This is a genomic window from Stenotrophomonas maltophilia (assembly GCF_013464485.1).
Lineage (GTDB): Bacteria > Pseudomonadota > Gammaproteobacteria > Xanthomonadales > Xanthomonadaceae > Stenotrophomonas > Stenotrophomonas maltophilia_AW.
In genome coordinates, this window is the sequence record NZ_RAUX01000007.1 from 63,918 (window position 1) to 86,312 (window position 22,395).

Genomic DNA, 22,395 nt, shown 5'->3' on the forward strand with positions numbered 1-22,395 from the left:
TGCTTCTGGCTTCTGCGCGAAGAGCAGCCGAGCATGGGCTCGGCTCTACAGCAGTGCTACGTCACCACGCCACGCCCTGCCAGGCAATCATCATCGGTACGATCAGCAGGCCCAGGCAGCTGACGCACAGCATCGTCGTGGTGATGTGGCAGAGCCAGAAAACTCGCGGCCTGTCCGCACGCCAGACTTTCCTGCCGTGGTTGACGCCCCAGATCGTAAAGCCAGCGACGATGCCGCCCAGAAAGAAGCAGACGGTGGCCAGTGCCCACAGCACCCAGGTCAGCGCCATGGCCAGATTGCGAACGTCGCCAGGCAGCCTGGTCCACAGTACCAGCGTCGCCAGGGCCAACAGACCTCCCATCAGGAGGGTGATCATCCATAGCCAATACCAGATGCCCGGCTTTCCCATGCGCGTGGCTCCCGTCCGTTTGAGCGAGGATAGGCAGAGAAGGGGTCTTCACACCATCCCGCCGTTGGCGCGCAGCACCTGGCCGTTGATCCACCCACCATCGGTGCCGGCCAGGAAGGCTACTGCACCGGCGACGTCCTCCGGCGTACCCAACCGCTCCAAGGGGTTCATCTTCGCCAGCCGCTCGATCAGTTCCGGTGACTTGCCGTCCAGGAACAGGTCGGTAGCGGTGGGGCCGGGGGCCACTGCGTTCACGGTGATGTTTCGCCCGCGCAGCTCCTTGCTGAGGATCGCGCCCATTGTCTCCACCGCTGCCTTGCTGGCCGCATACACGCTGTAGTTCTCCAGTCTGATGCCGACCACGCTGGTGGACAGGGTGATCAGGCGGCCACCGTCGCGCACCCGTCGCGCGCTCTCGCGCAGCACGTTGAAGGCGCCTTTCAGGTTGATCCCGATCACCCGCTCGAACAGGGCATCGTCGCTGTCGGCCAGCGGCGCCAACTGCAGCACGCCGGCACTGTTCACCACTACGTCGATACCGCCGAAGCGCGCCTCGATGGCATCGAACAGCTGCCGCACCGCCTGAGGATCGGCGACATCGGCCTGCAGCGCGATGGCCTGCGCTCCGGCTGCGCTGAGCTCGGCCGCCAAAGCTTCGGCGTCGTCGCGGCGCCCCGCATAGTTGATCGCGAGCGCGTGGCCCTCGGCGGCCAGGCGGCGGGAGATGGCGGCGCCGATGCCACGGGAGCCGCCGGTGACCAGGGCGACAGAGCGGGCGGGGGAGAGGGTCATGGTCGGTTCCAGCGGGCGCGCCGGAGTGGCGCAGGGCCATCTTCGCGATATTGCCTTTTCGGATAATCCTGCATAATCCGTCAACATCATCCGGACAGCCGAACAATGGATCGTTTCACGGCCATGCGCGCCTTCGTCCGTATCGTCGAGCGCCGCAGCTTCACCCGGGCCTCCGAGGACCTGGGCCTGCCGCGGGCCACGGTGACCGACGCGATCAAGGCGCTGGAACAGCGGCTGGGCGTGCGCCTGCTGCACCGGACCACCCGGCTGGTGGTGCCGACGCTGGAAGGCGAGGCCTTCTATGGCCGTTGCCTGCGCCTGATCGCCGACATGGACGATGCCGAGGCTGCGTTCCGTGATGCCCCGCCACGTGGCCCGTTGCGCATTGAAGTGCATGGCACGCTGGGCCGGCACCTGCTGTTTCCGCACCTGCCGGAATTCCTGCAGCGCTACCCGGAGATCGAGCTGGACGTCAGTGAAGGCGACCGCTATGTCGACCTGCTGCGCGAAGGCGTGGATGCGGCGTTGCGGGTGGGGACGCTGGCCGACAGCGATCTGGCGGCGCGACGGTTGACGATGCTGCGCGAGGTCACGGTGGCCTCGCCGGGCTACCTGCAGGCCAGAGGCGTACCGGGCAGCATCGATGCACTGCAGGACGGCCACCAGATGGTCGGCTACCGCTCCAGCGCCACCGGCCAGCTGATTCCTCTGGAGTTCCAGCAGGGCTGGCAGGTGCGCTACGTGCCGCTGCCGGCGCGGGTGCGAGTGTCCGGTGCGGACGCGTTCCTTGGTGCCGCGCTGGCGGGCCTCGGTATCATCCAGGCGCCGCGCTACCGGATGGACCCGTACATCGCGCGCGAGCAGTTGGTGGAGCTGTTGCCCGAGACGCCGCCGACGCCGAGTCCACTGAGCCTGGTCTACCCGCGCAACCGAACGCCGTCGCCACGGTTGCGGGTGTTCATCGATTGGGTTGCCGGGGTGTTTGACCAGACAGGGGTTGCCGGCCAGCGGCCGGCACTACCGACCAGGGGGGGCGCTGGGTAGTGCCGGCCCGCGGCCGGCACTACCGGGCTGAGGCCCTCGGCAGCACCAGCTCGAACATGGTGCCGGTGCCATCCGACGCAACACTCACGCTGCCGCCGTGCGCCTGTGCAATCGCGCGGGTGATCGCCAGGCCCAGTCCGGCACCTTCGTGGCGGCCACGTTCGCCGCGGTAGAACCGATCGAACAGGCGCGGCAGCGCCTCGCTGGCAATCGGCGTGCCGAGGTTGTGCACACTGACCCTGCACACGCCATCGGCCTCGAGCAGCCGCACCCGCACTTCGCTGCCCACGGCTGCGTGCTTCAACGCGTTGGACAGCAGGTTGGCGATCGCACGGTGCAGCATCAAGCGATTGCCCTCGACGCGTGCGGTGCCGTCGCGGCGCAGGGTCAACTGCCGATCCTCGGCCAGCAGGTCGTAGAACTCGAGCAGCGAATCCACCACCCCATCCAGCGCCACCGGCTCGCGCGAGGGCAGCGCGCCCGGCGCCTCGGCCTGCGCCAGGTACAGCAGGTCGCCCACGGTCTGTGCCAGTTGCTGCAGTTCCTCGGCACACGACGCCAGCGTCTCGCGGTAGGCCTCATTGCTGCGCGGGTGCGCAAGCACCACCTGCACCTGGGTCAGCATATTGGTGATCGGCGTGCGCAGCTCGTGGGCGAGATCACCGGAGAACTCGGTCAGCCGCGCGAAGTCCTGCTGCAGGCGCGCCAGCATCCCGTTGAGCGTCTGCGCCAGCTGCTCCAGTTCGGCCGGTGCACTGCGTGCACTCAGTCGGCGTTGCAGCCGGCCGGCGGTGATCTGCCGGGCCTCATCGGCCAGCGTGCGCAGCGGCCGCAGCGTTCGCCGCACCACGTAGCCGCCGAGCAGGCTGCTGGCCACCGCGGCGCCGATGATCGCGATCGCCAGCAGATGGCGGAAGCGCTGCAGGAAATCAGCATGGCGGTTGTCGTCGATGGCCAGCAGGATGACCAGCTGGCTGCCGTCGGCCAGCGTCTGGCGCAGGTGCAGGACATGCATGCAGCGGCCATCAGTGAGGATCCAGTCGTGCCGCCGTGGCGCGGCGTCGATGGGCTGGCTGCGTGCATGCTCGCGCAGCAGTGCCGGTGCGGTGGAGAACAGCACCGCGCCGCTCCCATCAACAATGTGGAAGGCGATATCCGGATGATGGCCCAGCGCCTCCGCCAAGCGCTGCCCGCGTGCAGATGCCGGTCCGTTATCAGCCAGGTCACGGATCAACGCAACCTTGTTTTCCAGTTCGATGAAGTCCTGGGCCACCAGGTCGTGGCGGGCGCTGACATAGATCGCCACGCCCAATGCGGCCAGCACCAGCGTGGCCACGATGGCGAACAGCAGCGTCAGCCGTACCGCAATGGAACGGCGCAGGCTCATCCGTTGCTCACAGTGCCGTCGTCCGGTGCCTCGAGCACGTAGCCCATGCCGCGCACGGTGACGATCAGCTTGGCGTCGAAGTCATCGTCGATCTTCGCGCGCAGGCGGCGGATCGCCACGTCGATCACGTTGGTGTCGCTGTCGAAGTTCATGTCCCATACCTGAGAGGCGATCAACGAGCGCGGCAGCACTTCGCCGCGCCGCCGCGCCAGCAGTTCCAGCAGGGTGTATTCCTTCTGGCTGAGGGGGATGCGCTGGCCGCCGCGTTCGACCCGGCGGCGCAGGGTGTCCACCACCAGGTCGGCGATGACGATGCGCTCGGCCTGCGGCAGCGCCTGGCCACGACGCAGCAGGGTGCGCACGCGCGCCAGCAGCTCGGCGAAGGCGAACGGCTTGGCCAGGTAGTCATCCGCGCCCAGCTCCAGGCCCTGCACGCGGTCGGCGATGCTGCTGCGCGCGGTGAGGAACAGCACCGGCACCTGCCATCCGGCCTCGCGCAGCCGCGACAGCACGTTCCAGCCATCCAGGCCGGGCAGCATCACGTCGAGGATGACCAGCTGGTACTCGCCGCTGCCGGCCAGGTGCAGCCCGTCAAGGCCGTTGCAGGCGAGATCGACCACGTAGCCGGCCTCGATCAGGCCCTGGCGCAGGTAGTTGCCGGTCTTGGGTTCGTCTTCGACGATCAGCAGTTTCATGGTGTGCCCATCATCGCAGCTTGGGCCCGTGCTGGAACGGATGAGTCATGCCAATGGGTCCAGCGTGCCTAGCACCGCTACGCAGGCCAGCACCAGCACGGCCAGCACCGATTCGCAGGCCAGGCTGTGGCGAAGTGAGCGCAGCGGCCTGGGTTGCCAGCCGCCGCGGATGGAACTGGCCAGCGCCGGCACCAGCCGCCAGCGATGCAGCGCGGCAAGTCCCAGCATGCCACCCACCAGCGCCAGCTTGAGCAGCAGCCAACGCCCATGCGCGGCGCCGGTCAGGGTCTGTATGGAACCGCCGAGATCGACATAGGTATAGGTGCCGGTCATCGCCAGCAGGACGACGATGATCGTGCCCGGCACGGCGAAGCTATGCGCGGCCTGCCACAACTCGTAGGTGCGTTCGCGCAGGCGCAGGCCCTGGCGGCGCAGTGCCAGCTGCAGGATGGCGGCGATCGCACCGACCCAGGCGCCGGCGGCCAACAGGTGGACGATGCCGGCGGCAAGACGCAGCCTGCCAGCGAACCCATCGCCAGCAGCGGCATGGCCATTCCAGGCGAGGCTGGCCAGGGTCGCCGCCGAGAATGCCAGCAGCGCCAGACGGCGCAGGCCCTGCACCGGGCGATTGACTGCCAGCAGCGGCAGCATTGCCAGCAGGGCCAGGATGCGCAGCAGCCCCGCCTCACCCACCGGCGTACCGGTAAGAAACCAGCGCGCCGTCTCGCCATCGATGTCGACTGCTGATATGCCAAGCACGCCGGACAATCGGCTGGCCGCATCGGTGACGACCAGGATCAGCGCAACCACGGCGAGCGCCAGCGAGATGCCGCGTGGCGGCCCGGGGCGGACGAACAGCAGCCGCCCGAATAGCAGCATCAGCACCAGGTACAACGCCAGCCGCAGCGCATACGGTGAGAGCTCGGCCACGACGGCCGCCTTACTTCACGGTGAAGCGGTAGCTGCCGGTCATCGGATGAGTGTCCTGGCCGACCGCGCGCCACTGCAGTGCGTAGCTTCCTGCCGGCAAGGGTTTGGCGAAGCGCGCACGCAGGGTGTGGCCATCTTCTGAGAGGTCCTGCGTGGTGGTGGGCATGGCCATCTTCATGCGGCCGTGGTCCATGCTCAGTTCGATGCGGGTGGCACGCGGCATCACCTTCTCACTGAACTGCAGCGTGATCTCGGTCGCCGGGGCTACGGTGGCGTCGGCGGCCGGCGTCGAACGCACCAGGCTGGGATGGGCCAGCGCCAGCGGTACAACCGCGAGGCCGGACAGGAGAAGAACAAGGGAAACGGAGCGGATCGGGAAGCGGGTCATGCGCGGGACACCTGTGGGAGAACTGGCCCTCAGGGTGAAGAGTGGCGCCTTTCGCTGCCCTGACGCGGACATTACCGTCTTGTAATGTTGGTTGGCTGCCGGCCAGCGGCCGGCACTACCGGGTACGTGACTGCGCGATCCATGCAGACGGCGAACAGCCGAGCACGCGGCGGAATGCCGCGCTGAACTTGCTGGGATTGGCATACCCGCTGGCCAGGGCAACATCGGTGACACGGCGGCCCTGCGCGAGTTCGGTGCGCGCCCAGTGCATGCGGCGCTGGGTGAGGAACGCGTAGGGTGGCAGGCCTGTGGCCGCGCGTAGCGCCCGACTGAACGTTGCGGCCTCCATCTGCACTGCAGCAGCCAGCTGTGGGACCGTCAGCGCCCGACCGTGCTGCGCGTCGATGTAGGCCTCCAGTTGTCGCAGCCGTCGTGCCGACAGCGCAGACGTGGTGCCGCGTGCCTGGCGAGGTTGGCCGGCAAGCTGGCCCAGGCGGTGCAGCAGCACCTGCGCGCCATGCTCAAGGAAGCCGGGCAGGCAGGCATCGGCCTGCGTGCTGCACCACAACGCGCTCAGCACCGCGGACACCACCGGATCGCGGTGCAGCCGCGCAGCCAGCGGCTGCAGGTGATGCAGCGTCTGCACGTTGTGCGGCAGCATGCGGGTATCGATGGCGATCCCGATCAGATCCACTGACGGGCTGACATAGGTGCCGGTGTCTGCGGGCAGCACCAGGTTGAACTGGCCAGGTCGCCAGGATGCCCGCAGAAGACCGTTGAGGGTGTGCTGCTGCAGTTGTCCGCCGCCGCCCACGGCCATGCCCAGGCGAAGCTGGTGCGGATGCCCCATCTCACCTTCACCTGCTTCGAAGTGGTGGCGCAGCAGCACCACCGCGCCCTCATTGCTGGCGTGAACCACAGGGGGCTGCGGGCCGGCTTCCTGCAACAGCTGGTCGGCGAGGGTTGGCATCAAGGATCCGGGAATGGAGCAGTGCCGCCCGGAATGGAGTGGCAGCGCGGCGCGGGTGTTACATCATAACACTCTTGTCCCGCGCTGCCGCCGCTCGCGCGTCCTCCAGTCCAGCCCGTCGAGGTCTCCCCGTTGAAGTCGTCCACGCCTGCCGCCGCCCTCGTTGCGGCATCCCTGCTCATTCCCGCAATGCCCGTGCTGGCCCAGCAGGCCGACCCGGCCACGCTCGACGGTGTACGCGTCACCGGTTCAAAGCGCGATACCCCCTACCTGAAGAGCGACCTGTCGGTGACGGTGCTCGACCGGCAGGCGCTGAAGGAGGCGGGTGTCACCGAGTTCCGTGACCTCGACAAGCTCGCGCCCAACGTGAAATTCAATGCGATGGGCCAGCTCAGCAACATGTTCATCTCGATCCGCGGCATCGAGTCCAATCCGTTCCTGGTCAATCGTGCCTCGGTCTACATCGATGGCATCCCGTTCCGGGAGTTGAGCAACGCAGTGCTCAACCAGGTCGAGTCGGTGGAAGTGCTGCGCGGGCCGCAGGGCACGCTGTACGGTGCCAACAGCGAGTCGGGGCTGGTGCTGGTGCGTACACGCGGCCCGGCCGATGCGCGAGAGGGCGAGGTCAATGTGCGCAGCACCTGGTTCGGCAACGGCAATGGCACCGCTCTGGATGGCTTCCTGGCAGGGCCGTTGAACAAGACGGGCAGCCTGTCGGGCTCGGTGGCGTTCATGGGCTCGGATGAGGACGCCTACCTGAAGAACCTCACGCCGTCCGGTGCGCGCGGCAGGGTGGGCGAAGGCTATCTGCAGGGCAAGCTGCGCTGGCGGCCAAGCGACTATGTTTCGGTGAACGCGCTGGCCTATCACCTGCGCACCCGCGCGCCCGGCATGTTCGAGTACGAGTACCTGCCGCTGGATACCGGCCAGTACAACCGCACCTACGGAACGTCGCTCAACGGTGGCCGTCCTGCCGGTGACTTCACCTATATCAACGACGCACCCAAGCGCACCGAAAAGGATGAGTCGGTTGCAGGCCTGAGCGCGCAATGGCAGCTGCAGGCAGGCACGCTGGACGTGGCCGCCTCCTGGCGCAGCGAGGAAGTGACCTCCGCCGGCTATGACTTTGACATGACCCAGAGCCCGGCATTGGCAGGCCGCATCTACGACCGGAAGCGCGAGTGGACGGCCGAGGCGCGCTTCAGTTCACCCAGCGACCAGGCCCTGACGTGGATGGCCGGTGTGTCCACCTACCGCAACAGCAAGGATTCGGTCCTTGGCACGTTCGTCGGCCCGGCACTGCATGGGCTGGACAGTTACAACCTGGCGCCGCGGCAGACTTCGAAGGGCGAGGACTACAGTGCGTTCGCTACCGCAAGCTACACCTTCCCCGCGCTGCCCAAGCTGACCGCCAGTGCCGGCCTGCGCCATGAGCAGGCGCGGCGTTCCACCGAGCAGCGTGCAGGTGCGCTGGATCTGGGCGCCGGTGGCCGCGTGCTGTACCGCGACGCCGCGCTGGCGCATACCTTCACGGCGACACTGCCGCGGGTGTCGCTGCGCTACGACGCCACTGACGACCTGTCGTTCTATGCCGCTTCGGCCAAGGGCTACATACCGGGTGGCTTCAACCTGGCCGCAGCGCAGAGCGATGTGGTCAACGACAAGGTGCTGCGCTATGAGGCTGAGCGCATGTGGAGTCATGAACTGGGCTTCAAGATGAACCTGGCTGGTGGGCGCGGGCACATCGGTGGCGCGCTGTTCCATATCACGTCGGACAACTGGCAGGAGATCCAGGTGGCCACCGATGCCAACGGCCGTCCGATCTCTTCGGACTACGTGGGCTCGGATGCCTCGATCCGTTCGCGCGGTGCCGAGCTGGAGGGCGTGTTTGAAGTGCTGCCGGGTTTCACGCTGATGGCGAATGTGGGCTACGTCGACGCGAAGTACACCAAACTGTGGGTCACCGTCGACCAGAACCTGGATGGCAAGCGGGTCAAACTGACCCCGCATTACACCGGCTACCTGGCCGCACGCTACCAGTTTGAATCCGGGCTTTACGCGCGGCTGGAGTCGCAGTTCACCGGCTCCAGCGCACTTGACGAGCGCAACCGCGCCTTCCAGCCGGCCGTCGCCGTGCTGGGCGCGCAGCTGGGCTACGAAACCGGGCCGTGGAGCGCACGGGTATTCGTGCAGAACCTGACCAACAAGCGTCGCATCAACGGCCTGATCTTCGACAATCTGGCATTTGGGCGTGATGGCAATTACTACGGCCCGGTCGACAGCCCGCGCATCTTCGGGGCGGAAGTGGGCTACCGCTTCTGATGATAGGTAGTGCCGGCCGCTGGCCGGCATCTTCGGGGCGTCGGTCAACGGCCGGCGCTACCGGCGGTTACGCAACGCCCGTCGATTGCCGACGTGCGCCGCCGCCAACAACACGCCACCACATGCCGTGGCTACGCCATGCCAGAGCAGCGATTCCTTCAGCGGCAGATACAGAGAGGCCGACAGCAGCAGGATGGCGCCGGCGCAGGCCAGCTGCACAGGCCGCCAGTGCCGATGCCGGTGCACCCCGGCCGAGGTGCTCGCCAAGGCCAGCGAGGAGGCCAGCAGCGCGAACAGCCACTCCCAGCGCGACATCATCAGCAGCAATGTCATTGCGCCATGGCCGGGATGCTGGAACGAGCGCAGCGCCATCATCGCTGCCGGCACGAAGGCCAGCAGCAGGGGTAGGGCGATGCAATGGGCGGCGCAGGCCAGGGACAGCCAGGCACCGGCAAGATCGAAGCGGAGGTGCCAGCGTGCCGAAGTTGGCGGCTGGGCCAGGGCCCTTGCGGGCGTCGTGGGGATATGGTCCATAATGTTACATAGTAACAATTGGAGACTCCCCCATGAAGCTTCCTGCTGCTCTATTCCTGCTGCTGGCTGCCAGCGCCGCGCAGGCCCATGACATCCGCCAGAACGCACCGCACGTGCATGGCCAGGCGACAGTGGATGTTGCGCTTGACCAGCAAACCCTGGAATTCGCCCTTCAGGCCCCCGGCATAGGCATCCTCGATTACGAGCGGCCGCCGGCCAATGCAGCCGAGCAGGCCACGCTGGCACGAGCGACGTCGTTGCTGAAGGGCGGCAGCTGGGTCACCTTGCCCACCGCTGCAGAGTGCCTTCTGGCCACCAGTAGAGCCGATGCAGAGGGTTTCGACGCGACGGCCGCAGCGCCGCCGCCGGGACAGCACCGGCACGCAGGTTTCAGCGCAACGCTGCAGTACCACTGTGCCAAACCTGCCGAGCTGCGCGCCATCGTCGTGCGCCTGCCCGTACTGTTCCCGGGCCTGCACGAAGTCATCGTCAACAGTGCGACAGCCAACGGCCAGAATCGCAACGTCCTGACCCCCGACAACCTGCGCGTGGTGCTGGCACCGTGAGCGCGGCACCGGTGATCTCGCTGGAAGACGTGCAGTTCGGATACGGCATGCAGCTGGTGCTGGATATCCCGCGGTTGTGGGTCGAGCAGGGCAGCAGCGTGTTGCTGCGCGGAATCAGCGGCGGTGGCAAAAGTACCCTGCTGGGCCTGCTGGCCGGTGTGCTGTTGCCTGGCAGGGGCCGTGTCGAGGTGGCAGGCCAGGCACTTCAGGACATGGGAGGTGCGGCGCGGGATCGTTTCCGTGCCGACCAGTTGGGCGTGATCTTCCAGCAGTTCAATCTGCTGCCGTTCCTCACCGTGCGCGACAACATCGCGCTGGGCCTGCGCTTCTCGCGCCTGCGCAGCGCGCGCATCAGTGGGCCGCTGGATGCCGAGATCGCCCGCCTGCTGCTGGCCCTGCAGCTGGACCCGGCGCTGATGCAGCGGCGCGCAGGCACGCTCAGTGTTGGCCAGCAGCAGCGCGTGGCGGCGGCACGCGCCCTGATCGGCCGCCCGGCGTTGCTGCTGGCCGATGAGCCCACCTCGGCGCTCGACCGCGAAGCGGCGACCGCCTTCCTGCAGCTGATGTCCGCGCAGTGCCAGGCGGCTGGCACCACGGTGCTGGTGGTCAGCCATGACGACAGCCTGCAGCCGTTGTTCGACCGCACCATTTCACTGTCCGAGATCAACCAGGCAGGTGCCGGCCATGCTTGAGCTTGCCTGGGCCAGTCTGCGCAGCCGTGCGTTAAGTGTCGGCCTGACCGTGCTGGTCATCACCCTCAGCGTGGTGTTGCTGCTGGGCGTCGAGCGTGTGCGCACGCAGGCGCATGAGGGGTTCGCCAGCACCGTATCGGGCACCGACCTGATCGTCGGTGCGCGCTCGGGACCGGTGAACCTGCTGCTGTACTCGGTGTTCCATATCGGCGACCCGACCAACAACGTGTCCTGGCAGTCCTACCAGGAGCTGTCCGCCTTGCCGCAGGTGAAGTGGTCGGTGCCACTGTCGCTGGGCGATTCCTGGCGCGGCTACCGTGTAGTGGGTACCACTGGCGGCTACTTTGAACACTATCGCTATGGTTCCGGTCACGAGCTGGCCTTTGCACAGGGGCAGCCCTTCGATGATCTGTATGACGCGGTGATCGGCGCAGAAGTGGCACGCGCGCAGAAGGTCGGCCTCGGCGATGAGATCGTGCTGGCACACGGCACCGGCGCGGTCACCCTGGCCACGCATGCCGACAAGCCGTTCCGTGTTGCGGGCATCCTGCAGCGCACCGGCACGCCGGTGGATTCGTCGCTGCTGGTCTCGCTGCCGGCCATCGAGGCGATCCATGTCGACTGGCGATCGGGCGTGCAGCTGCGCAGCCAGAGCGTCAGCGCCGAGCAGGCGCGCCACCTGGACCTGACGCCGACCAGCATCACCGCCTTCATGCTCGGCCTCAACTCGCGCATCGCCACGTTCTCGGTACAGCGCAGGATCAACGAGTATCCGGACGAGGCGATGCTGGCGATCCTGCCCGGCGTCACGCTGCAACAGCTGTGGCAGTCACTGGGCACCGCCGAGCGCGCCCTGCAGCTGATCAGTGCAATGGTGGTGCTGCTGGGCATGGTCTCGCTGGTGGCGCTGCTGGTCTCGACCCTGCAGGAGCGGCGGCGTGAGATGGCCATCCTGCGTGCCACCGGTGCGCGACCGCGCTACATCGCTGGCCTGCTCGTGGTGGAAGCCGTGGCGACCAGTGCCGTGGCGTGCGTGCTGGCCCTGTCGCTGCTGGTGGTCGCCAGCATTGCCGGGCGCGGCTGGGTACTTGCCACCTTCGGCCTGTCGATCACCCATGTCTGGCCGGATGGCCGCGAGCTGACATGGGCTGCGGGCGTGCTGCTGGTCAGCGCGGTAGCGGGGCTGGTGCCGGCGTTGCTCGCTTACCGGCGCACCCTGGCCGATGGCCTTTCACCGGGAGGCTGAGCATGCGCTGGATGTGGGTAGTGCCGATGGTGCTGGCGCTGGCCGCCTGTGAGCGGCCCGTGGATACCGGCGTGCAGGCGTTGCCACCCGCGCCGGTTGTTGACCGCGATGACCCTGCAGACGCTGCGGAGCAGGAACTGGACTGGCTGCAGATGATGCCGAAGGACGAGCTGGCCGCGCTGGAACGGGGCGAGGGCCCGGAAGTCGAGCACAACGGCAACCGGCGCATGCCGCAGTTCGGTACGTTTCGCACCGCGGATACCGTGCTGCAACGGCCGGTGCGCTTGCCGGGTTACGTGGTGCCGCTGGCCAACGCGCAGGACGGGCGGCTGACCGAATTCCTGTTCGTGCCGTACTACGGCGCCTGCATCCATGTGCCGCCGCCACCGCCGAACCAGATCGTGCACGTGGTGCTGCCGCGCCCGATCGAGATGCCGGACATGTATTCGCCGTTCTTCCTGGTCGGCACCCTGCGCGCCGAACGGTTGGATGACGATCTGGCCGGTTCGGCCTACACCATGCGTGACGCACAGCTGAGGCCCTATGAACCGTAGTCACCTGTTGCTGGCGTTGGGATGCCTGTGGTTGACGGGCTGTACGGCGCCGGGCGGCGATACCGTGGCGGTCACGCCACAGGAAAAGCCGGCACCCTCGGTCACGGCCGAAGCCGCCATTGATCGCTGGGACGCGCTGCGGCCGGACGAAGTGACCTTCCAGCGCCCACCCCCGCAGATCGGCCTGTCACGCAACGGCATGGAGGGCGTGGGTGGCCTGATCGACGACACCGGCTCGGGCACGCCGCCGGGGCTGGAGATCGACCATTCCAGCCCCGACCGCGCCAAGCAGTTCGGCTCTTCGCGCGTGGTCGATGCTGTCGATGGTCGCGCGGTGGATCTGGATGGCTACGTGGTACCGCTCGGTACCAACGATGCAGGATTGGTGGATGAACTGCTGTTCGTGCCGTTCTACGGGGCCTGCATCCATGTGCCGCCACCGCCACCGAACCAGATCATCCATGTGACCCTGGCCACGCCGATCGCACTGGGAGACCTGTGGGACCCGTACCGGCTTGCCGGCCGCCTGCAGGTGAAGCGTTTCGACGCGGACATCGCCAGCGCATCCTACGATGCCGCAGCGGCCACGCTGACGGCGATCCGCAACTGATGCGCAGGCGCTCGATCATTGCTACGGGAATGGTGCTGGCAGTGGTTGCGCTGCTGGTGTGGTGGCAGCAGCAGCGCGCACCCATCGCGCCGCCGGCGGTCGCGTTTCCGGCACCGGCGTCCGACGCCAGCCGGCGTATCGAACAGCGCCTGGGCGATGACCACGCGTTCCGCAACGACGTACTGTTCCTGCTCGCTGCAACCCTGCGCGACCGCTGCCAGCCGGCGCAGGCAGGTCTGTTGGCGCGCATGGCCAATCGTGCATCGCTGCCGGTGCTGGCGGCGGTCAGTGCGGTGACCCAGCAGGATCCATCGCTGGACCGGCCGATCTACCAGTACATCCAGCATCGCGCCGATGCGACGCAGTGCGGCCAGCCGCTGCAGATGCCGCTGGCTGGTGGGCGCAGCATGGCCGTGGACATCGAACAGTACGCGCGCACGTTCCCGGACAGCTACTTCGACCCGCAACGCAGCAGCGAACCGCGGGATTTCGCTGGACTGTCGCTGCAGCAGCGCGCCGGCAACGCCTGCAACAGCGTGGTGTATTCGGTGCTGCCGCTGGGTGGCACCGACTGGCGGTGCAGCAGCCTGCGCGCGAACGCCCGTGCACGGGTGCGCGGCCTGTGCGAGGACGAGCTGCGGCGCCAGCATGGGGGAACTGGCGGGGAACTGGACATGGCTGTGGGGCAGGGCATGCAGGCAGCGGTGGTATCGGCGATTGCCGCGCTGCCGGAGGACTGCCGGTGATGATCCCTGACACTGTCCACGACCCGGCATGACGGGCACGACAACATGAACATTGCCCGGGCCCCAATCTGAATCGGTACCGTTGTTCTCATAACTATACAGGACATCCTGTATAGTTATGGCCGTATTCCACCCCCAATCAGGTTCTCCCATGGCTTTGTCCCAGCCCTTGGCCGGTGCGCCGGCCCTGTCGCGTGCCCGTCGCTGGGCACTGTTGTTCACCGTCGCCGCTGGCCTGCTGCTGGTTACGCTCGACAACTCCGTGCTCTACACCGCACTGCCCACGCTGACCGAAGAACTCTCGGCCAGTGCCGGCCAGGCGCTGTGGATCATCAACGCCTATCCGCTGGTGATGGCCGGGCTGCTGCTGGGCGCGGGTACGCTGGGCGACCGCATCGGTCACCGGCGCATGTTCCTGATCGGCCTGGTGGTGTTCGGCATTGCCTCGCTGGCCGCAGCCTTCGCTGGAACTGCCGCGCAGTTGATTGCTGCGCGAGCGTTCCTAGCGGTCGGTGCCGCAGCGATGATGCCGGCCACGCTGGCGCTGATCGGACTGAGCTTCCACGAAGAACGCGAACGCAACATCGCCATCGCGATCTGGGGTTCGGTCGCTATTGTCGGTGCGGCGCTCGGCCCGATCATTGGCGGCTGGCTGCTACAGCACTTCTGGTGGGGCTCGGTGTTCCTGATCAATGTACCGGTGGTGGTGGTCGCGTTCGTGGCCACGCTGCTGCTGGCGCCGGAAGGACAGCGCGACACCTCGCGGCCCTGGGATCTGGTGTCGTCAGTGCTGGCATTGGCTGCACTGTCCGGCCTGGTGCTGGCGATCAAGTCGCTGATCGCTACGCCGCCGTCGTATGCGCTGGGCGCAAGCGCGCTGCTGTTGGCCGTCATCAGCGGTGCGGCGTTCGCGCGCCGCCAGCAGCAGCTACCGTACCCGCTGCTGGACTTCGCGATCTTCCGCAACCCGGCGTTCCTGGCCGGCACGTTGTCGGCGGTGTTCACCCTGTTCGCGATGGCCGGCCTGCAGCTGGTCACCACCCAGCGCTTCCAGCTGGTGGCGGGCTTTACGCCGCTGCAGGCGGGCCTGCTGGTATCGGTGGCAGCGCTGGGCAGCCTGCCCAGTGCGCTGCTGGGCGGCAGCATCCTCCATCGGGTCGGCCTGCGTCCGTTGATCTGCGGCGGCCTGGCTGCGGGCGCGCTGGGTGTCGGCGTGGTGGCGTTCGGCTTCCCGCACGGGCTCGGCTGGGTCGTGGCGGGCATGGCGATCACCGGATTCGGCATGGGTGCGGCCATCTCGGTGGCGTCCACCGCCATCCTCAACAATGTGCCTGCACATCGGGCAGGCATGGCCTCGTCGGTGGAAGAAGTGTCCTATGAGTTCGGCGGCCTGCTGGCGGTGGCGATGCTGGGCAGCCTGAGCGCGGCAATGTACAGCGCATTCCTGCCGGTCTCGGCCGACATGCCTGTACTTGCCCGGGAAGGCTTCACCCAGGCGCTGCATGCCGCGCGCGAGAGCGGGCAGGGCGAGTGGTTCGTGCTGGCTGCGGCCGCGTATGACCGCGGCTACCAGATCGTGCTGCTGGTGATCACTGCGATGCTCGCACTGGGCGCGGCGATCATCGCGCGCCTGCTGCGCGGCCGCGTGGGCAGCCGCGAGGGCGCGGCCGATCGCGTAAAATGAAGCGATGAGAACCAGCAAGCGCGATCGCATCCTCGACGCCGCCGTCAACGTGATCAATCGTGACGGCGTGCGCGCGGTGACCTTCGAGTCGGTGGCGGCCGAGGCCCAGCTGACACGTGGTGGCCTGCTGTATCACTTCCCGTCCCGCGAGGCGCTGCTGCGGGGTATCGACGAACACCTGGTGCATGCCTGGGAGACGTCGATGGAAGCGTTGCTGGGCAAGACCGCCGAGCAGGCCACTGCGTTGGAGCGTTACCAGACCTTCGTGCGCGTGTCGGCCCAGAGCGCTACCCGTGCCGAGCTGATGTTCATGCTTGAATCGGCCGACCCTGAAGCGCGCGAGCGTCCGTGGGGCCCGGCGGTCCAGCGCTGGGCACCGTCCGCGCCGGAGGCCGGGAATGCCGACCCGACGACGCTCGACAATTTCGTGGCGCGCCTGGCCGCCGATGGCCTGTGGATCTATGAGGCGATGTACGAAGGGCAGCTGGATGAAGATGTGCGTGCCCAGGTTGCAGAGCGCATCGCCGGCTTGCTGGCGAAGTCTGATGGGGCGTCGCACGTGTAGAGTCGACTGTCGGTAGAGTCGACTGTCAGTCGACTGCTCTTCAACCAGACAACGAAACCCCCGCGCTGCGCGCGAGAGTCGACTGACAGTCGACTCTACCCGGCCTGCGCGGCAAGGCCCGCCAGCCATGCCCTCGGCGACGCCCCCAGCCGCTTGCGGAACGCCTTCGATAGCGAGGCGGTATCGGCAAACCCCACCTCGATCGCCACCTGCTTGACCGCCACGCCCGCCCTCAACTGCGCGCAGGCCAGGCTCAGCCGCCAGTCCAGCAGATAGCTGGCCGGCGTCGCCTGCATCACGTCCTTGAACGCCGCCGCGAAGGCGCTGCGCGACATCCCGGCGGTCGCAGCCATGCGTGGCAGCGTCCATTCTTCCTGCGGCGCCTGGTGCATCGCCACCAGCGTGCGCGCCAGCCGCGCATCGGACAGCCCCCGCATCAGCCCGTGGCTGACGCCGGCCGCGTCCGGGTGGTCCACCACCCAGCGCAGGATCTGGATCAGCGCCACCTCGAACAGGCGGTTGGTCAGCAGCCTTGAGCCGCAACGCCGGCGATCAGCCTCTGCGAACAGCAGGTGCAGGGTGTCGTCCAATTCGCCGATCGCGGCCAGTGGCACCACCATCACCGGCGGCAGCGACTGCACGATCGGATTACGCGCACCGCCATCGAAATCCAGCGTGGCACAGGTGAAATCGGGGCCATCCAGCGGTGCGTTGAAGAACACATGGTGCAGCGGCTGCGGATACAGCAGCAGGCTGGGTGTGTCGATCTTCAAGCGGGGCAGCGCGATATCGCCCCCGGGATGGCGGACCTCCATTTCACCCTGGCGCAGGATGTGCAGGAAGGCACGACCGGGCTGCGGCTCGAAGACATGGCGCCCGCACAGCGGACCGCTGTGGAACAGCGCGGCCTGTACCCGGAAGCGCTCCAGCAGGGAGGAGAGGCGGTCGGGTGGGGAGGTGTCGGCGGGGATGCTCATGGATGAATGGACAACATGTGTGGCTGATTGCGCCTAATGCGTCCAACGAGTCTACCTAGGATGAGCGGGTCGTCCAATCCCGGGCGCTTTCCCAAGGAGATCCACCATGTCCCGTGTCCCCCTGATCGATGCCGCCAACACCACTGCCGACCGCCAGGCCCTGCTGGGCCAGGTCCATGCCGCTTTCGGCGCCACCCCGGCCATGTTCCGCGCCGTGGCCAACTCGCCAGCCGCCCTGCAGAGCATGTGGGGTTCGTTCGGCGCGCTGGGCGGCGGTCGCCTGTCGCCGCTGCTGGGCGAGCAGATCGCCGTGGCCATCGCCAACCGCAATGCGTGCGAATACTGCCTGGCCGCCCACACTGCGTTAGGTCGCAAGGCCGGTGCCAGCAGCGAGCAGATGGCCGCCGCGCAGATCGGCCAGTCCAGCGACCCAGCGACCGCCGCTGCCCTGAACTTCGCACTGAAGGTGGTCGAGCAGCGTGCGCAGATTGCCGATGGCGATGTGCAGGCGCTGCGTGCGGCCGGCTTCGACGATGAGCAGATCGTTGAGATCCTCGCCCACGTGGCGCTCAACCTGTTCACCAACTACGTCAACGTAGCGTTCGACGTGCCGGTGGACTTCCCGAAGGTGGCGCTGCGCTGAGATTCGGTTCGGCCCGGGTGGCAGTGGTCCGCCCGGGCCGGTCGGAATGGAGCCGACGGGGTAGAGTCGACTGTCAGTCGACTATCGTGCGCAGCGCGGGGTTTTGGGGATCTGAACGAAGGGCAGTCGACTGACAGTCGACTCTACCCAGTCGACGTTACTTGTCATCCGCCTGCAGCCGTTCGGGATGCGTATATACGTTGAATCCGCTCTCCCGCGCGAAACCCACCAGGCACAGGCCTGCGCTGCGGGCCAGGTCGATCGCCAGCGCGGTCGGTGCCGATACCGCCGCCAGCACGCTGGCGCCGGCACGTACCGCCTTGCTGACCATTTCGTAGCTGGCGCGGCTGGAAATGACCAGCAGGCCGCCGGTGACGGTGTGCTCGTTGTGATGCAGAGCACCGATCAGCTTGTCCAACGCATTGTGGCGGCCGACATCCTCGCGCACCCAGCCGATCCGGCCATTGGCGTCGGCCCAGGCGGCAGCGTGGGTCGAGCCACTCACCGCATTCATCGGCTGATGCTGCACCAGCATGGCCAGCGCCCGCTGCAGGGCTGCCGGGGGGTAGGTCCGCCGCTCACGCACCTCAGGCAGCGGTCGCAGCACCTCTTCCAGTTGGCGTGTGCCGCACAGGCCACAACCACCGCGGCCCGGTAGTAGACGTCCATTGGCCGGGTCCAGGTCAGCACCGGGCGCCTCCTCGGCGACGGTCATCTGCAGCTCGATGCCTTCCAGCTGCGGGCGGATGTCGACCGACAGCAACTGCGAGGGGGTGTCGATCAGGCCCTCGCTGAGCGAGAACCCGAGCGCGAAATCTTCCAGGTCACACGGCGTGGCCATCATCACCGCGAAGGCGGCGCCGTTGTAGCGCAGCGCCACCGGTACTTCTTCGGCCACCACATCGACCTGCCGCTGTCGACCCTCGTTGCGCCATCGCTGCAACGGGCGTTGGACGGTGCCGGCCGGCGGGGTGTGCGGCGGGATCGAATCAGGCATGCAGCGCGTCCGGACAAGGAAGAAACGCGGGCGGGCCACCGCCTGCGGTTTCGAGGATAGCGCAGTGATCACACGCAGACGCGGCGGTAACCGTTGTCATGGCAGGCTGCGCTGAAAATGGCACGTATCCACTGGCGGAGCGGCGTGGGCCGTGCTTGACTGTGAAGCTGGCCGTGCGATCGAAGGCGCTGCCGGAGCGCATTGTGCCGTTGTGTTGCTGCGTTCCTCCCGTCAGGTTCCCGAACATGTCCGAGCAGAAGCCACCGCGTTACAAGCCCTACAACCAGCCGGCTGGTGGCTGGGGGGCCGCCGGCGCTACCGCCAGGGTGCTGCTGCAGCAGAGCGTGATCGGCAAAGGCTCGAAGGCGTTGCTGGCGATGAACCAGCCGGGTGGCTTCAAGTGCCCCAGCTGTGCGTTCCCGGACGCCGACGAGCGCAGGAAACTGGAGTTCTGCGAAAACGGCGCGAAGGCACTGGCCTGGGAAGCCACCCAGTTCCGCGCCGGCCGCGAACTGTTCGCACAGCACACCGTTACCGAACTGATGGCGCAGACCGATTACTGGCTGGAGATGCAGGGCCGGCTGACCGAGCCAATGCGTTACGACGCAGCCACCGACCACTATGTTCCGTGCAGCTGGGATGAGGCCTTCGCGTTGATCGGCCGCCACCTGCAGGCACTGGACAGCCCGCACCAGGCCGAGTTCTACACCTCCGGCCGCACGCCGAACGAAGCTGCGTTCCTCTATTCGATCTTCGTGCGCGAGTTCGGCACCAACAACTTCCCGGACTGCTCGAACATGTGCCACGAGCCGACCAGCCGCGGCCTGCCGCCGGCCATCGGGGTGGGCAAGGGCACCATCGTGCTGCAGGATTTCGAGCACGCCGAGGCGATCTTCGTGATCGGCCAGAACACCGGCACCAATTCGCCGCGGATGATGAGCAACCTGGTCGAGGCGCGCAAACGCGGCATCCCCATCGTAGCGGTCAACCCGATGCCCGAGCGCGCGCTGATCCGCTTCGCAGAACCGCAGGACGTGGTACAGATGGCCACGTTCGGTTCTACCGAAATCACAAGCGAGTTCGTGCACATCCGCATCGGCGGCGACCTCGCGCTGATCAAGGGCATGATGAAGGTGATGTTCGAGCGCGAGGCGCAGGGCGAGCACGTGCTCGACCACGACTTCCTGTCAGAACACACGGTGGGCCTGGAGGCGCTGCGCGAGGACGTGATGGCGCAGGATTGGGACGAGATCGTACGGATTTCCGGCATTTCGCAGGCGCAGATCCGCCGTTGTGCGGAGATCTACATCCGCTCCAACGCCACGGTGATCTGCTACGGCATGGGACTGACCCAGCATCAGTACGGCTCGCGCCTGCTGCAGCAGGTCGCCAACCTGCTGTTGCTGCGTGGCAACTTCGGCAAGCCCGGTGCCGGCATCGGGCCGATCCGCGGCCATTCCAATGTGCAGGGCGACCGAACCGTCGGCATCGATGAGAAGCCCAAGCCGGCCTATCTGGATCGCGTGCAGCAGGTGTTCGGCTTCGATCCGCCACGCGAGCACGGCCACCATGTGGTCGAATCGATCGAAGCGATGCTGGACGGCAGCGCCAAGGTGTTCATCGGCCTGGGTGGCAATTTCATTCATGCAGTGCCCGATACGCCGCGTGCGTATGAGGCCATGCGTGGCCTGGATCTGACCGTGGGCATCGCCACCAAGCTCAACCGAGGTCATCTGGTGCACGGCCGCGACGCGCTGATCCTGCCGGTGGTCGCGCGCTCGGAGCGCATCGTCACGCCGGCCGGCGAGCAGTTCGTCACCATCGAAGATGCGATGTCCAATGTGACCGCCTCGCGGGGTGTGCTCGAGCCGGTCAGTGCCGATGTGTTGCCGGAGGTAGAGATCGTCTGCCGCATGGCGATGGCCGCACTGCCGCACAGCAGGGTCGACTGGGCACGCTGCATTCACGACTATGCCCCCATTCGTGAACTGATAGCTGCGGTGTACCCGGAGATCTACACCGGCTTCAACGAGCGCATCCAGCAGCCGCATGGTTTCCATCTGGACATCCCGCCGCGCCGCCGCGTCTGGCCCACGCCGAACGGCAAGGCCAACATCCTGGTGATGCCTGGCCTGGACGTGGACGATCCCGTACATGATCCGGACATGCTGCGGCTGGCCACCGTGCGCTCGCACGATCAGTACAACACCACCATCTACAGCTACAACGACCGCTATCGCGGCGTGTACAACGACCGCATGGTGCTGTTCATGAACATCGAGGATCGGCTGGCGCGCGGGCTGGAGAAGGAGGCACTGGTCAGTCTGGAGACCATCAGCGGTGATGGCGTTCAGCGGCGCATCGAAGGCCTGACCGTACTGGACTACCCGATGCCGCGCGGCGCGCTGGCCGGTTACTACCCTGAACTGAACCCGTTGCTGCCGCTGGATTACTACGACCGGATCAGCGGCACGCCAGCCGCCAAGTCGATTCCGGTGCGGGTGAGCGCAATGGTGGCGGCGATTGCGTGACGCGCGCATCGGCTATCATCGGCGGGTGAACCTGCCTGGCCTGCTACTGAGATGGATGCTGCTTGTTGCCTTGGTGCTGAATGCACCGGCGCTTGCGACTGTCTCATCCTCGTACGCGGCGCAGTCCAGCGCGGACCATTGCGCCGCACCGCATTCTGCGGCCATGGCCGGATGCTGCGACGCTGCTGCATCAACGGCCTGCCAGAGCGGCGAGTGTGAATGCCCGCCGGCCTGTCTTGGCTTGCTGGCGACATTGAACGGAACACCGGCATCGCCCTGGCGTGAGGCACCTGTGCCGGCAAGCACCCAGCAGCGCGCACCGCCGCCGATGCCGGACCCGTTGCGTCCACCCATCGCGTGATTTCCTGCAGGCCCTCAAGCGCCTGCCAAGACTGCTCGACTTTTTCTCGACTCTGCCGGCGCCTTCGATGCGCGGGCGGCGGGCCTTGTTGCCCGTACCTGCAAAGGAATCACTCAATGAACCGTACTCTCTCCCTCGGCCTGCTGCTGGGCACTGTGTTGGCCACGAACGCCTGCGCTCGTGCCGTCGAAGAATCCTCCGCAGCACCGGTCGCCAGCGAGGCACCGGCACCAGCCCCGGTCAGCCCGGCGATGGTTGATCCGGCCTTGCCGGTTGCCATCGTGCACAAGACCGCCAGCTGCGGTTGCTGCGGCATATGGGTCGATCACTTGAAGGCCGCCGGCTTCCAGGTCGATGTGCGCGATACCGACGACATGAACCCGATCAAGGTCCGCCTGGGCGTGCCGGTCGGCAAGGCCTCCTGCCATACCGCCGAGATCGGTGGCTACGTGGTCGAGGGCCATATCCCGGCCGAGGACATCAAGCGCTTGTTGGCCGAACGACCGTCGGCGCGCGGGCTGGTGCTGCCCGGTATGCCGGCCGGTTCGCCGGGAATGGAAATGCCCGATGGCTACGTGCAGCGGTACACCGTTGAGCTGGTGCGCACCGACGGCAGCACCGAGCCGTATGCCCAGCACGGGCAGGGGGGCTGACAGTCAGTGGAGGTGCCGGTCGGCCTGGCCGGCACCCCTCTACGCGGCCGGTGTAGAGCCGAGCCCACGCTCGGCTGCTTTCGGCCGGCAAGCCGAGCG

General features: G+C 67.0%; 23 protein-coding genes. 13 read left to right on the top strand and 10 right to left on the bottom strand.

Going from position 1 to position 22,395, the window contains the following annotated elements:
• Positions 1–61: 61 nt before the first annotated feature.
• Both D7Y61_RS03450 and D7Y61_RS03455 read right to left on the bottom strand, forming a co-directional pair.
• Complete coding sequence (locus D7Y61_RS03450) at positions 62–409, bottom strand: hypothetical protein (RefSeq protein WP_180865045.1); 348 nt, start codon at positions 407–409, stop codon at positions 62–64.
• A 48-nt stretch (positions 410–457) separates the two neighbouring features.
• Positions 458–1,201: an SDR family oxidoreductase gene (locus D7Y61_RS03455; protein ID WP_180865046.1), complete on the bottom strand. Its 744-nt coding sequence runs from the start codon at positions 1,199–1,201 to the stop codon at positions 458–460.
• A gap of 105 nt (positions 1,202–1,306) precedes the next feature.
• Here D7Y61_RS03455 and D7Y61_RS03460 point away from each other — a divergent pair, with 105 nt between their 5' ends.
• Positions 1,307–2,245, top strand: coding sequence for a LysR family transcriptional regulator (locus tag D7Y61_RS03460; RefSeq protein ID WP_180865048.1), 939 nt, complete (start codon positions 1,307–1,309; stop codon positions 2,243–2,245).
• Positions 2,246–2,264: 19 nt separating this feature from the next.
• Here the strand turns inward: D7Y61_RS03460 and D7Y61_RS03465 are convergent, their stop codons facing one another.
• From D7Y61_RS03465 to D7Y61_RS03485, 5 genes are all read right to left on the bottom strand, one after another.
• A complete protein-coding gene (locus tag D7Y61_RS03465; protein ID WP_180865050.1) occupies positions 2,265–3,632 on the bottom strand; it encodes a heavy metal sensor histidine kinase in 1,368 nt (455 codons plus the stop codon).
• Complete coding sequence (locus D7Y61_RS03470) at positions 3,629–4,327, bottom strand: heavy metal response regulator transcription factor (RefSeq protein WP_180865052.1); 699 nt, start codon at positions 4,325–4,327, stop codon at positions 3,629–3,631. The genes D7Y61_RS03465 and D7Y61_RS03470 overlap by 4 nt, the downstream gene beginning before the upstream one ends.
• 45 nt (positions 4,328–4,372) lie before the next feature.
• On the bottom strand, positions 4,373–5,257 hold the full coding sequence (gene copD, locus D7Y61_RS03475; protein ID WP_180865054.1) for a copper homeostasis membrane protein CopD: 885 nt from the start codon (positions 5,255–5,257) through the stop codon (positions 4,373–4,375).
• 10 nt (positions 5,258–5,267) lie between these two features.
• Positions 5,268–5,645 (bottom strand): copper homeostasis periplasmic binding protein CopC, encoded by a 378-nt coding sequence (copC, locus tag D7Y61_RS03480; protein WP_180865056.1) that lies wholly within the window; start codon positions 5,643–5,645, stop codon positions 5,268–5,270.
• Between the two features lie 115 nt (positions 5,646–5,760).
• On the bottom strand, positions 5,761–6,615 hold the full coding sequence (locus tag D7Y61_RS03485; protein ID WP_180865058.1) for a helix-turn-helix domain-containing protein: 855 nt from the start codon (positions 6,613–6,615) through the stop codon (positions 5,761–5,763).
• A gap of 189 nt (positions 6,616–6,804) precedes the next feature.
• On the opposite strand from D7Y61_RS03485, the gene D7Y61_RS03490 reads away from it, so the two are divergent.
• Entirely contained in the window at positions 6,805–8,937 is a 2,133-nt protein-coding gene (locus tag D7Y61_RS03490; RefSeq protein ID WP_180865060.1) for a TonB-dependent receptor, read from the top strand.
• Between the two features lie 57 nt (positions 8,938–8,994).
• Here the strand turns inward: D7Y61_RS03490 and D7Y61_RS03495 are convergent, their stop codons facing one another.
• A complete protein-coding gene (locus D7Y61_RS03495; RefSeq protein WP_180865062.1) occupies positions 8,995–9,471 on the bottom strand; it encodes a MerC domain-containing protein in 477 nt (158 codons plus the stop codon).
• A gap of 32 nt (positions 9,472–9,503) precedes the next feature.
• Here D7Y61_RS03495 and D7Y61_RS03500 point away from each other — a divergent pair, with 32 nt between their 5' ends.
• The 8 genes from D7Y61_RS03500 to D7Y61_RS03535 all read left to right on the top strand — a co-directional run bounded on the left by D7Y61_RS03500 (position 9,504) and on the right by D7Y61_RS03535 (position 16,134).
• Positions 9,504–10,037 carry a ZrgA family zinc uptake protein gene (locus tag D7Y61_RS03500; protein WP_180865064.1) on the top strand — a complete coding sequence of 178 codons (534 nt, stop codon included), beginning with the start codon at positions 9,504–9,506 and terminating at the stop codon, positions 10,035–10,037.
• On the top strand, positions 10,034–10,729 hold the full coding sequence (locus D7Y61_RS03505) for an ATP-binding cassette domain-containing protein (RefSeq protein WP_180865066.1): 696 nt from the start codon (positions 10,034–10,036) through the stop codon (positions 10,727–10,729). The genes D7Y61_RS03500 and D7Y61_RS03505 overlap by 4 nt, the downstream gene beginning before the upstream one ends.
• Positions 10,722–11,975 (top strand): ABC transporter permease, encoded by a 1,254-nt coding sequence (locus tag D7Y61_RS03510; protein ID WP_180865068.1) that lies wholly within the window; start codon positions 10,722–10,724, stop codon positions 11,973–11,975. Before D7Y61_RS03505 ends, D7Y61_RS03510 begins: the two co-directional genes overlap by 8 nt.
• A 2-nt stretch (positions 11,976–11,977) precedes the next feature.
• Complete coding sequence (locus tag D7Y61_RS03515) at positions 11,978–12,529, top strand: DUF3299 domain-containing protein (protein WP_180865070.1); 552 nt, start codon at positions 11,978–11,980, stop codon at positions 12,527–12,529.
• Positions 12,519–13,139, top strand: a complete 621-nt coding sequence (locus D7Y61_RS03520; protein ID WP_180865071.1) for a DUF3299 domain-containing protein — start codon at positions 12,519–12,521, stop codon at positions 13,137–13,139. Before D7Y61_RS03515 ends, D7Y61_RS03520 begins: the two co-directional genes overlap by 11 nt.
• Entirely contained in the window at positions 13,139–13,885 is a 747-nt protein-coding gene (locus D7Y61_RS03525) for a hypothetical protein (protein ID WP_180865073.1), read from the top strand. Before D7Y61_RS03520 ends, D7Y61_RS03525 begins: the two co-directional genes overlap by 1 nt.
• Before the next feature lie 151 nt (positions 13,886–14,036).
• Positions 14,037–15,569, top strand: coding sequence for an MFS transporter (locus tag D7Y61_RS03530; RefSeq protein WP_180865075.1), 1,533 nt, complete (start codon positions 14,037–14,039; stop codon positions 15,567–15,569).
• A 4-nt stretch (positions 15,570–15,573) separates the two neighbouring features.
• Positions 15,574–16,134, top strand: a complete 561-nt coding sequence (locus tag D7Y61_RS03535; protein WP_180865077.1) for a TetR/AcrR family transcriptional regulator — start codon at positions 15,574–15,576, stop codon at positions 16,132–16,134.
• 95 nt (positions 16,135–16,229) lie between these two features.
• Here D7Y61_RS03535 and D7Y61_RS03540 read toward each other — a convergent pair whose 3' ends face one another.
• A complete protein-coding gene (locus tag D7Y61_RS03540; protein ID WP_180865079.1) occupies positions 16,230–17,111 on the bottom strand; it encodes an AraC family transcriptional regulator in 882 nt (293 codons plus the stop codon).
• Positions 17,112–17,217: 106 nt separating this feature from the next.
• On the opposite strand from D7Y61_RS03540, the gene D7Y61_RS03545 reads away from it, so the two are divergent.
• Entirely contained in the window at positions 17,218–17,754 is a 537-nt protein-coding gene (locus D7Y61_RS03545; RefSeq protein ID WP_180865081.1) for a carboxymuconolactone decarboxylase family protein, read from the top strand.
• A 157-nt stretch (positions 17,755–17,911) separates the two neighbouring features.
• On the opposite strand, the gene fdhD is transcribed toward D7Y61_RS03545, so the two are convergent.
• Positions 17,912–18,751: a formate dehydrogenase accessory sulfurtransferase FdhD gene (fdhD, locus tag D7Y61_RS03550; protein ID WP_180865083.1), complete on the bottom strand. Its 840-nt coding sequence runs from the start codon at positions 18,749–18,751 to the stop codon at positions 17,912–17,914.
• A gap of 245 nt (positions 18,752–18,996) precedes the next feature.
• Between fdhD and D7Y61_RS03555 the strand changes: the two genes are divergently transcribed.
• Together D7Y61_RS03555 and D7Y61_RS03560 are read left to right on the top strand one after the other, a co-directional pair.
• Complete coding sequence (locus tag D7Y61_RS03555) at positions 18,997–21,282, top strand: FdhF/YdeP family oxidoreductase (RefSeq protein WP_180865085.1); 2,286 nt, start codon at positions 18,997–18,999, stop codon at positions 21,280–21,282.
• A 477-nt stretch (positions 21,283–21,759) separates the two neighbouring features.
• Complete coding sequence (locus tag D7Y61_RS03560) at positions 21,760–22,296, top strand: DUF411 domain-containing protein (protein WP_180865087.1); 537 nt, start codon at positions 21,760–21,762, stop codon at positions 22,294–22,296.
• Positions 22,297–22,395: the final 99 nt, after the last annotated feature.